Here is a 7,956-nt window from a genome sequence, read left to right on the forward strand (position 1 = left end):
TCAATATGGGAGAAATTATGTCCGTTAAAAATGCAATTTATGCGCAGTCAGGCGGGGTAACTGCGGTCATTAACGCTTCAGCCTGTGGCGTTATTCAAACAGCCAGGCTGCATCGAGATCAAATCGGGACAGTCTATGCCGCCAAAGACGGAATCATCGGCGTGCTGGAAGAAAACCTTATCGATACCGGTTTTGAGAGCGATGGCGACATAGGCAAATTGCTGCATACCCCTGCCGGCGCGTTTGGTTCCTGCCGTTACAAATTAAAAGAAAACAGCAATGATTTTTCGCGCCTGCTTGAAGTGTTTCAAGCGCATAATATAGGTTATTTTTTCTATAATGGCGGCGGTGACTCTCAAGACACTGCCCATAAAGTTGCAAAACTGAGCCAGGAACGCGGGTTTCCGGTAACATGCATCGGCATCCCCAAAACAGTAGACAATGATTTACCGTTTACCGACTCCTGCCCCGGATTCGGCTCTGTCGCGAAATACATTGCCATTTCAACGCTTGAAGCCGGAATGGATGTCGCGTCCATGGCCGCGACGTCAACCAAGGTATTCATTCTTGAAGTGATGGGCAGGCATGCGGGCTGGATAGCCGCGGCAAGCGGCCTTGCCGGAAAAGAAGCGCACACCCCCCCTCATATCATTCTCTTTCCTGAAATCCCCTTTGAGGAACAGCGCTTTCTCGAGCGGGTCAAGCATTGCGTGAGCGAATATGGTTATTGCGTCATTGTCGTATCAGAAGGCATCCGCCGCGAGGACGGGCAGTTTTTAAGCGATTCAGGGCTTCGCGACGCCTTTGGCCATGCGCAATTGGGGGGAGTCGCGCCCGTGATCGCAAGCCTCGTCAAAAACGCGTTAAACCTTAAATATCATTGGGCGGTGGCTGATTATCTGCAACGTTCCGCGCGCCATATTGCCTCACGGACAGACCTCGAGCAAGCCTATGCCCTGGGCAAGGAAGCCGTCAAGCTTGCAATCAGCGGCCATAATGCCATTATGCCTGTCATTATCCGTACACAGGAAGAACCTTACCAGTGGGCAATAAGCCATGTGCCCCTGGCTGAAGTCGCAAACCAGGAAAGAAAAATGCCCAGGGAATTTATCCGAGACGATGGCTTTGGCATTACAGAAGCCTGCAGGCGCTACCTGACCCCCCTGATTCAGGGCGAAGCCTACCCCCCCTATGCCAGCGGCCTGCCAGATTACGTGCGGCTTAAGAATCAACTGGTTGAAAAAAAATTGAACCCGCTGCGGCAGGCATAAGCGCTGCGATAAAAAAAGCCGCCTGCTGGCGGCTTTTGAGCCCAATGTCCTGAATTACGCTCTACAATTGGCAGGAACATAGCGGTTGTTTGCCGCATTTGTTACCCGACAGGCCCAGGTTATTTCCCCAGTGGCTTGTGCAGTAGGTGTTAAAGTCAACACCACATTCTGCGCAGGAGCTCCGTAAGTCACCGTAATCACTCCATTAGCCCCAACGTTAATAGACTGGACATTAGCATTAGCAGTAGCTGTTATCCCCGGATAACCAGCCGAAGCATTATCAGTCGGGAAAGTACCTTGGGACTGCCGTACTTCAGCTACAGCAAGCTTTGCGGCCGCTGCCAGGTTTAACCCCTCGGTGACCCGCGCCCGGATTGTATAATCCTGGTAGGCTGGAATTGCCACAGCGGCCAAAATACCAATAATAGCCACCACAATCATCAGCTCAATTAATGTAAAACCTTTCTGCATCATGACAATCCCCTAAAAAAATCGGTTACACTATTTAATATGCAAAATAGATGCCAGCTCAGAACCCCTTTGTTTGTCGCTTAAAATGCAGATCATGGACGGATGAGGTGACAATTTTTGTCACTATATGACATTATTTGTTCTGCTGTCCAGTTGTTTTTCATCGGCAATTGGCCGGGCGGTATTTGGCCGCGAGCGTCCCGCCGGTACATGTCCAGGTGATTTCCCGGTTGGCTTGAATGTCGGGTTTTAAAATAATCGTGCCGCCCCCTGCCCTGGCAGTATAACGAACCGTAATTTCAGCCGTGCCGTCATCGGCAATCGTAATTGAGCTGACGTCTTCATTGGGCGCGGGGCTCTGGTATCCTGTTTGGACCTGCGTTGCGGGCAGGCCATTGCTTTCCATCACGCTGGAGGCTACGGCAAATTTTGCCGAAGCGGCAAGGCTTAAGCCGTTGGTCACGCGGGCGCGCACAATATAATCCTGAAAGGCCGCAATCCCGAAGGCCGCAACGATGCCGATGATCATGACCACGATCATCATCTCTATTAACGTAAATCCCCGCATGCTTGCCACTGAAAAATGAACCTGTTCATTATTAATGATAATCCAGTTTACAAGATAACGATGCGCCTGTTACGCGGCGGGTATTCGGCATGAGGGGAATTTTAGGGTATACTTAACCCATCTTCCCTGTTAGTTATTGAATCTGCCATGTCACGGAAACAACGCATCTATCATGTGCTTGAAAAAGAGTTAAATCCCCATACCCTTCAGGTCGATGACGAGACTCATCGCCACCATGTCCCCCACCATTCGGAATCGCATTTCAAGGTGATTGCTGTTTCCGAGCAATTTGCTCAATTAAGCCGCATTAACCGGCACCGTTTGGTTCATTCCCTCCTTGCCCATGAGTTTGGCCAAGGCCTGCATGCCCTGAGTTTACATTTGTATAGCCCTGATGAATGGGCAAACCAGGCTTCAGTTGCGGATTCGCCTGCCTGCCGCGACGGGATGAGGCATGACAGAGGATAAGCGCCCTCCCGTTTACTGGCAAAGGGAGCTTGCAATCGCGCAAAAGCCGCGTGGATTTCATTTGATTACCGCAGAGATTGACTCAATCCTGAAAGCGATGCCCGCGATAAAAACAGGCCTTTTGCATTTATTTCTCAAGCATACTTCAGCGTCATTATGCCTGAGCGAAAATACCTGCAGGGAAGTCCGAAGCGATCTTGAACGTTTTTTTAACCGGACGGTTCCTGAAGAACAGCCGCTTTATCAGCACACCCTTGAAGGCCCGGATGATATGCCCGCGCACATTAAGAATGTTCTTCTCGGCGCAAGCCTGACGCTTCCTCTAAAAGACGGGGCAATGCAGCTTGGGCAATGGCAGGGCATTATGCTCTCGGAACACAGAAATCACGCCCCGCCCCGCACGATTATCCTCACAGCGCACGGGATTTTATCCGGATAGGGGGCATCGCAAACAGCATGCCTTCCTTCCGCAAACTGAATCACTTATACTGATGCGGGGCATGCCGGTGCGAATGATGGCATAACCCCAATCAGTCAGGAAATTCCATTCCAAACTGTCTCTTATTCCTATATAATGTATATGTTTTTGCCAAGTAAGGTTTGTTTCCATGAAAGCATGGTCTTCGGAAAAAATTTCAGTGCTCGCTTTGGTTTTATTAATTACCGGAGCAATCGACAGTATACGTAATCTTCCCGCGACGGCCTTGTTTGGTTCTTCATTGATATTTTTCTTTATTTTTTCTGCCCTGGTTTTTCTTATCCCGGTAGCGCTGGTTGCGGCAGAGCTTTCCTCAACCTGGTCGGAAGAAGAAGGCGGCGTTTACAGTTGGGTTCGCCATGCCTTTGGCGATAAGTGGGCTTTTTTTACAATCTGGCTGCAATGGATCAATACCATGGTCTGGTACCCGACCATTCTTTCCTTTATTGCGGGAACGCTCGCTTACCTCATCAATCCTGAACTTGCACAAAATAAATATTACCTAATCGCCGTCATTCTGCTTATATTCTGGTCCTTAACCATCCTGGGGCTCACAGGGCTTCGCGCCTCTGCCGCCTTTGCAAGCTTCTGCGCCATAGTCGGGATGATTATCCCGATGGGGTTTATCATTCTTTTAGCCGTCATCTGGCTCCTGCAAGGCCACCCCCTTGCCATTGATTTAAGCTTCAACAAATTGATTCCCCATTTGCACGATACGCACTCATGGATATCTTTAACTGCCATTATGACTTCATTTCTGGGCATGGAACTTGCCGCAGTTCACGTGCGCAATGTTCATAATCCCCAAAGAAATTTTCCAAGGGCCATGTATTTTTCCGTCCTGCTGATTTTATCGACCATGATATTGGGTTCTCTGGCTATCGCATTTGTGCTGCCCCAGGAAAAAATCAGCCTGGTGCATGGCGTGATGCAGGCCTTCACCAACTTTTTTGCCGCCTACCACCTCGATTATCTAATGCCCCTGATGGTGATTTTGCTGTTGCTTGGCAGCCTTGGCAGCATGATCAACTGGATTATTTCTCCTGCAAAAGGATTGCTTCTTGCTGCAGACGACGGTTATTTTCCCCACTGGCTTTACCGGATGAATCGCCATGGGATTGCCTCCCGCATTTTGATACTGCAGGCGGTTTTAGTCACGCTTCTTTGCGGCGGCTTCCTGTTATTTCCCACCGTGAACGCCATTTACTGGCTGTTTACTGCCTTGAGTACCGAGCTTTATATTCTGATGTATGTGCTGATGTTTTTAGCCGCCATCCGATTGAAAAGAAAATTTGCCGCGCTCCCTCGCCCGTTCGCAATCCCCGGCGGAAAGATTGGTTATTATTTAACCTGCATTATAGGCATCGCAGGATGTACCATCACGCTGGTGGTGGGTTTTTTCCCGCCGGAAAACAGCCTCGATTTTGGCGGGACTGATCATTACCGCATGGTGTTTACTCTGGGTATTTTGCTGATGTTATTGCCTGCATTTCTCTTATACTGGCGCAAAGCCTCACGTGCCGCACACGCAAAAAAAAACTCTTATGAAAGCGACGTTGAATGCTATGGCTGTGAATAAATCCCTTGCTCCAGATACTGGCAAGCTTTTGCCAAATCCTCAGGGGTATTGATGTCCTGCAAGGGTTCAACGCACGCTTCATCAACCTTGATTGGATAGCCATTCCAGAGTATACGCAGTTGCTCAAGGGCTTCTGTGGTTTCCAGCTGGCATGCGGGCCAACTCACCACTTGCCTTAAAAACCCTGCCCGGTAGGCATATAAGCCGATATGGCGGTAAACCTCGCGGATGGAGTCAGGATTGTCGCGGCAAAATGGAATCAGGCTTCGGGAAAAGTAAAGCGCATAGCCCTGGCTGTCGCGGACAACTTTGACCACATTAGGATTGCGGGCGCTTTCAAGCGTATCGACAAGGCGACAGAGCGTTGCCACAGGGGAATTGGCTTTTCTGAGGCTGGCTGCAACCTGGGCAATCAATGCAGGCGCGATAAAAGGCTCGTCCCCCTGAACATTGACGATGATATCCTGCTCGTCAAAATGGCCACGCTCCACCACTTCAGCAAGCCTGTCAGTACCTGAGGCATGATGCGTGGAAGTCATAACGGTATTTGCCCCAAACCCCCGCGCCATGTCAAATATAGCTTGATGATCGGTTGCAATTGTGATGGTTTTGGGATTCGCTTTCAGCGCCTGGCGATATACCCGTTCGATTACAGTGATGCCCTGTATAAGTTTCAGTAATTTACCGGGAAATCGCGTGGAATGAAACCGGGCGGGTATGACGATATGAAATTCAACGCTCATAGCTCGTCTTTTTCTTCAAGGGTTAGCAATCGCGCTTCCTGCTCCAGCATGACAGGAATTCCATCGCGAACAGGGTATGCAAGCCGGTCAAAAGGGCAAATTAACTCCTCTTTTTTCAACAAAAGCTTACCCTTGCATAGCGGGCAGACGAGAATATCCAATAATTTTTTATCCACGTGTTTCTCCTTGGGTAACTTGGTTGCGCACATAGACGGGCAGCGCCTCGGCAGCGCTGACAGGTTGGCAACATCCAGATTGCACTAAATGGATCATCGAGCGAGCATGGGGAAACACAGCCATCTGCCGGATGAGGTTTTTCTGCAAAAGGGGCGGCAATAGGGCAAGATAAGGTTCAAATCCGCTGCCTGCCAGAAGAACAGGCGACTGGACAACATCCACCTCATGAGGATCGGTTACCCGTTCCGGTTTCGCAGCAGTGTTGTCCAAATAATATGCCCAATACACTTGCTGCATGCGCGCATCGATCATCGCCAGCACCTGAGTTTGAGGCGGCAGCTGCTCAACGCGGTTAAACGCTTCATAGGCAATGGCAGCAAGGCTGCTCACAGGGTAAACCGGCAAATCATGGGCATAGGCAAGAGCTTTTGCAACGCTGCAGGCTATCCGTAACCCGGTAAAACTGCCAGGCCCACGCCCAAATATGATCCCATCCAGCTGTTTTACAGACAATCCTGCCTCATCCAGCATCTCTTTTATCATAGGCAGCAGCAATTGGGCATGCTGGCGGATTAAACCCTGTTCTTTACAAAGCATACGGCTTTCAATACTCAAAGCCACTGAAGAAAGTGAGGTCGTTGTGTCAATTGCTAGAAGTTTCATGAGTCAGATTGAGCTGATTAATAAACGTTAAAACCGTATTTTCATGACGCGTCTTTTGCATGTTGGGCAGGCTTTGAAAAATCTCCCGGCCATACTCTCTTGCCACCAGTCGCGGATCGGCTATCATCAATACCCCTTTGTCATTTACATCACGGATGAGGCGCCCAACACCTTGTTTTAGCGCCAGTATGGCATTGGGCAAGGATAAAGCCTCAAACCCTGAAATACCCTGCGCTTTTAAATAGGCCATTTTACCATGCATTACAGGATCTGTGGGACTTGCAAAAGGTAATTTATCAATAATCACCAACGATAATGCATCGCCTTTGACATCCACACCTTCCCAGAACGTTGCGGTTCCCAACAAAACTGCATTGCCGAGCTTGCGAAAACGCGCCAAAAGAATCGGCTTTGCTTCTTCCCCCTGGATTAACAGGGGAAAGCTTAAATAACGCTTTAAACGCTTCGCAACCTGATTTAAGGCCTGGTGGCTCGTAAAGAGGAAAAAACAGCGCCCGCCGCAGGCTTCAACGATTGGCAGAACCCGTTCCAGCAAACAATCATAATAGCGGGCATCTTTTGGATCAGGCAGCGATCGCGGCAAGTAAAGCAAGGCTTGCTTTGCAAAATCAAAAGGACTTGGCAGCATCAGGGTATCGGCATGGCAAAGCCCTAAAGATTGGGTGAATGGCTTGAATGAAGAAGCGACAGTAAGCGTTGCGGAGGTAAAAATGGAAGCGCTGTTTTGTTTTCTCAACAACTCTCTAAATGAATCAGCAATATTATAAGGCGTCATGTGAAAAACAAGAGAATGCTTAAAACGTTCTATCCAGCGGATATATCCGCCTTCTTCGCTGATGAACAGATTAAGGAAAGCAATCAATTCCTGCAGGCGGATTTTGCAACGCATAAGCCCCGGATAGTCGCCAAGATCCATGTCTGAAAAACACTGCATGCATTGGCCGGCAATATCGGCAAGCGACTGATAGGCCGTTTTAAAAGGTGAATTTTTGCCAACCCCCTGTATTGAAAAACGGTCTCCAAGGGTACTGCATGCTTCAAACAGGAGGGTTACGGTTTGATCAAAACGGCTGCGTAAGGGCTTAAGGGGCTGATTGGCAAGATCAAGCACAGGCCATTCGCGAAGCATATCATCCAACAGGTTTTCAAACTGATGGGTACTTAGGCGCTGGCCATAAAAATTGGCGGCAATTTCCGCTAATTGATGCGCTTCATCAAATACCGCTACTTCCACACCAGGCAATAATTCAGCAAACCCTTCATTTTTTAGGCGGCTGTCGGCAAAGTAAAGATGGTGATTGATCACCACGACATCTGCCTCCATGGCGCGTTTTCTGGCATGGACCAAAAAACAGGATTGATGGAAAGTACAATTGCTGCCGAGGCAATTATCTGTCGTTGAGGTCACATAGGGCCAGGCAGGGGAGTCTTCGGCTAGGCTCAATCACCATTTAAATTGAATACAATAAAAAAATCCGTAAACTGTTATTTTTCACAATTTCAAGGGAATAGTAGTC

At 49.0% G+C, this 7,956-nt stretch carries 10 protein-coding genes; 4 read left to right on the plus strand and 6 right to left on the minus strand.

Going from position 1 to position 7,956, the window contains the following annotated elements:
- The first annotated feature begins 17 nt into the window (after positions 1-17).
- Complete coding sequence (locus Llon_RS05675) at positions 18-1,271, plus strand: 6-phosphofructokinase (RefSeq protein WP_058529072.1); 1,254 nt, start codon at positions 18-20, stop codon at positions 1,269-1,271.
- Between the two features lie 54 nt (positions 1,272-1,325).
- On the opposite strand, the gene Llon_RS05680 is transcribed toward Llon_RS05675, so the two are convergent.
- Entirely contained in the window at positions 1,326-1,745 is a 420-nt protein-coding gene (locus Llon_RS05680) for a pilin (RefSeq protein WP_058529073.1), read from the minus strand.
- Between the two features lie 157 nt (positions 1,746-1,902).
- Positions 1,903-2,310 carry a pilin gene (locus tag Llon_RS05685; protein ID WP_058529074.1) on the minus strand — a complete coding sequence of 136 codons (408 nt, stop codon included), beginning with the start codon at positions 2,308-2,310 and terminating at the stop codon, positions 1,903-1,905.
- 147 nt (positions 2,311-2,457) lie between these two features.
- Here Llon_RS05685 and Llon_RS05690 point away from each other — a divergent pair, with 147 nt between their 5' ends.
- The 3 genes from Llon_RS05690 to Llon_RS05700 all read left to right on the plus strand — a co-directional run bounded on the left by Llon_RS05690 (position 2,458) and on the right by Llon_RS05700 (position 4,835).
- Positions 2,458-2,778: a BolA family protein gene (locus tag Llon_RS05690; RefSeq protein ID WP_058529075.1), complete on the plus strand. Its 321-nt coding sequence runs from the start codon at positions 2,458-2,460 to the stop codon at positions 2,776-2,778.
- A complete protein-coding gene (locus Llon_RS05695) occupies positions 2,765-3,217 on the plus strand; it encodes a secondary thiamine-phosphate synthase enzyme YjbQ (protein ID WP_058529076.1) in 453 nt (150 codons plus the stop codon). The genes Llon_RS05690 and Llon_RS05695 overlap by 14 nt, the downstream gene beginning before the upstream one ends.
- Positions 3,218-3,386: 169 nt before the next feature.
- On the plus strand, positions 3,387-4,835 hold the full coding sequence (locus Llon_RS05700) for an APC family permease (RefSeq protein WP_058529077.1): 1,449 nt from the start codon (positions 3,387-3,389) through the stop codon (positions 4,833-4,835).
- Here the strand turns inward: Llon_RS05700 and kdsB are convergent.
- Genes kdsB through Llon_RS05720 form a run of 4 tightly spaced genes read right to left on the minus strand, consistent with a single transcriptional unit; the run spans position 4,820 to position 7,883 of the window.
- Entirely contained in the window at positions 4,820-5,578 is a 759-nt protein-coding gene (gene kdsB / locus Llon_RS05705) for a 3-deoxy-manno-octulosonate cytidylyltransferase (RefSeq protein ID WP_058529078.1), read from the minus strand. The genes Llon_RS05700 and kdsB overlap by 16 nt on opposite strands.
- The gene (locus Llon_RS05710) at positions 5,575-5,754 is read right to left on the minus strand and encodes a Trm112 family protein (protein ID WP_058529079.1); all 180 of its coding nucleotides are present in this window, start codon (positions 5,752-5,754) and stop codon (positions 5,575-5,577) included. The genes kdsB and Llon_RS05710 overlap by 4 nt, the downstream gene beginning before the upstream one ends.
- Positions 5,747-6,418: a tRNA (adenosine(37)-N6)-threonylcarbamoyltransferase complex dimerization subunit type 1 TsaB gene (gene tsaB / locus Llon_RS05715; RefSeq protein ID WP_058529080.1), complete on the minus strand. Its 672-nt coding sequence runs from the start codon at positions 6,416-6,418 to the stop codon at positions 5,747-5,749. The genes Llon_RS05710 and tsaB overlap by 8 nt, the downstream gene beginning before the upstream one ends.
- Complete coding sequence (locus Llon_RS05720) at positions 6,399-7,883, minus strand: ATP-dependent DNA helicase (protein WP_058529081.1); 1,485 nt, start codon at positions 7,881-7,883, stop codon at positions 6,399-6,401. The genes tsaB and Llon_RS05720 overlap by 20 nt, the downstream gene beginning before the upstream one ends.
- Positions 7,884-7,956: the final 73 nt, after the last annotated feature.

This window comes from Legionella londiniensis, assembly GCF_001467825.1.
In the GTDB taxonomy this organism is placed as follows: domain Bacteria; phylum Pseudomonadota; class Gammaproteobacteria; order Legionellales; family Legionellaceae; genus Legionella_A; species Legionella_A londiniensis.

What these genes read in the sequence shown, in the direction of transcription:
- Llon_RS05685 (WP_058529074.1), bottom strand. Translation starts at nt 2,310, where the DNA reads ATGCGGGGATTTACGTTAATAGAGATGATGATCGTGGTCATGATCATC.
- Llon_RS05690 (WP_058529075.1), top strand. Translation starts at nt 2,458, where the DNA reads ATGTCACGGAAACAACGCATCTATCATGTGCTTGAAAAAGAGTTAAAT.
- Llon_RS05675 (WP_058529072.1), top strand. Translation starts at nt 18, where the DNA reads ATGTCCGTTAAAAATGCAATTTATGCGCAGTCAGGCGGGGTAACTGCG.
- tsaB (WP_058529080.1), bottom strand. Translation starts at nt 6,418, where the DNA reads ATGAAACTTCTAGCAATTGACACAACGACCTCACTTTCTTCAGTGGCT.
- Llon_RS05700 (WP_058529077.1), top strand. Translation starts at nt 3,387, where the DNA reads ATGAAAGCATGGTCTTCGGAAAAAATTTCAGTGCTCGCTTTGGTTTTA.
- Llon_RS05680 (WP_058529073.1), bottom strand. Translation starts at nt 1,745, where the DNA reads ATGATGCAGAAAGGTTTTACATTAATTGAGCTGATGATTGTGGTGGCT.
- Llon_RS05695 (WP_058529076.1), top strand. Translation starts at nt 2,765, where the DNA reads ATGACAGAGGATAAGCGCCCTCCCGTTTACTGGCAAAGGGAGCTTGCA.
- kdsB (WP_058529078.1), bottom strand. Translation starts at nt 5,578, where the DNA reads ATGAGCGTTGAATTTCATATCGTCATACCCGCCCGGTTTCATTCCACG.